The organism is Bacillus sp. SIMBA_005, assembly GCF_046535585.1.
GTDB classification, from domain to species: Bacteria; Bacillota; Bacilli; order Bacillales; family Bacillaceae; genus Bacillus; species Bacillus pumilus.
This window is the reverse complement of the sequence record NZ_JAWRWI010000455.1, coordinates 1-269: the sequence shown is the minus strand read 5'-3', so window position 1 is coordinate 269 and position 269 is coordinate 1. Positions and strand designations below refer to the sequence as shown.

General features: G+C 71.4%; 1 protein-coding gene. It reads right to left on the bottom strand.

Going from position 1 to position 269, the window contains the following annotated elements; all coding sequences use genetic code 11:
- On the bottom strand, positions 1 to 269 hold a 269-nt coding region (locus SB660_RS20875; RefSeq protein WP_410584267.1), incomplete at both ends, for a hypothetical protein.

Sequence of the window (269 nt, the reverse complement as noted above, 5' to 3'; positions counted from 1 at the left end):
CTCGACGGGCTCACCGAGCGCCGAGAACGCGGTGTGGAACGCGAGCTGCGCGACGATCGTCGTGAGAGCGATGCGGCCGATGCCGCGCGCCTGAAGGCGTCTCGGCAGGGGCGCACGGAGTAAAAGCGCAGACGGCGCGATGAGCAGCACGATCATGCCGAGCACGATCGAGGGTGCGGGTGCCGGTCCGCCCGCGACGGTGTGCGAGACCGCGGCGAGCATGGTCGTCACGGTCGATGCCGCGGTGCCCCGTCGCACGAACGCAGCGC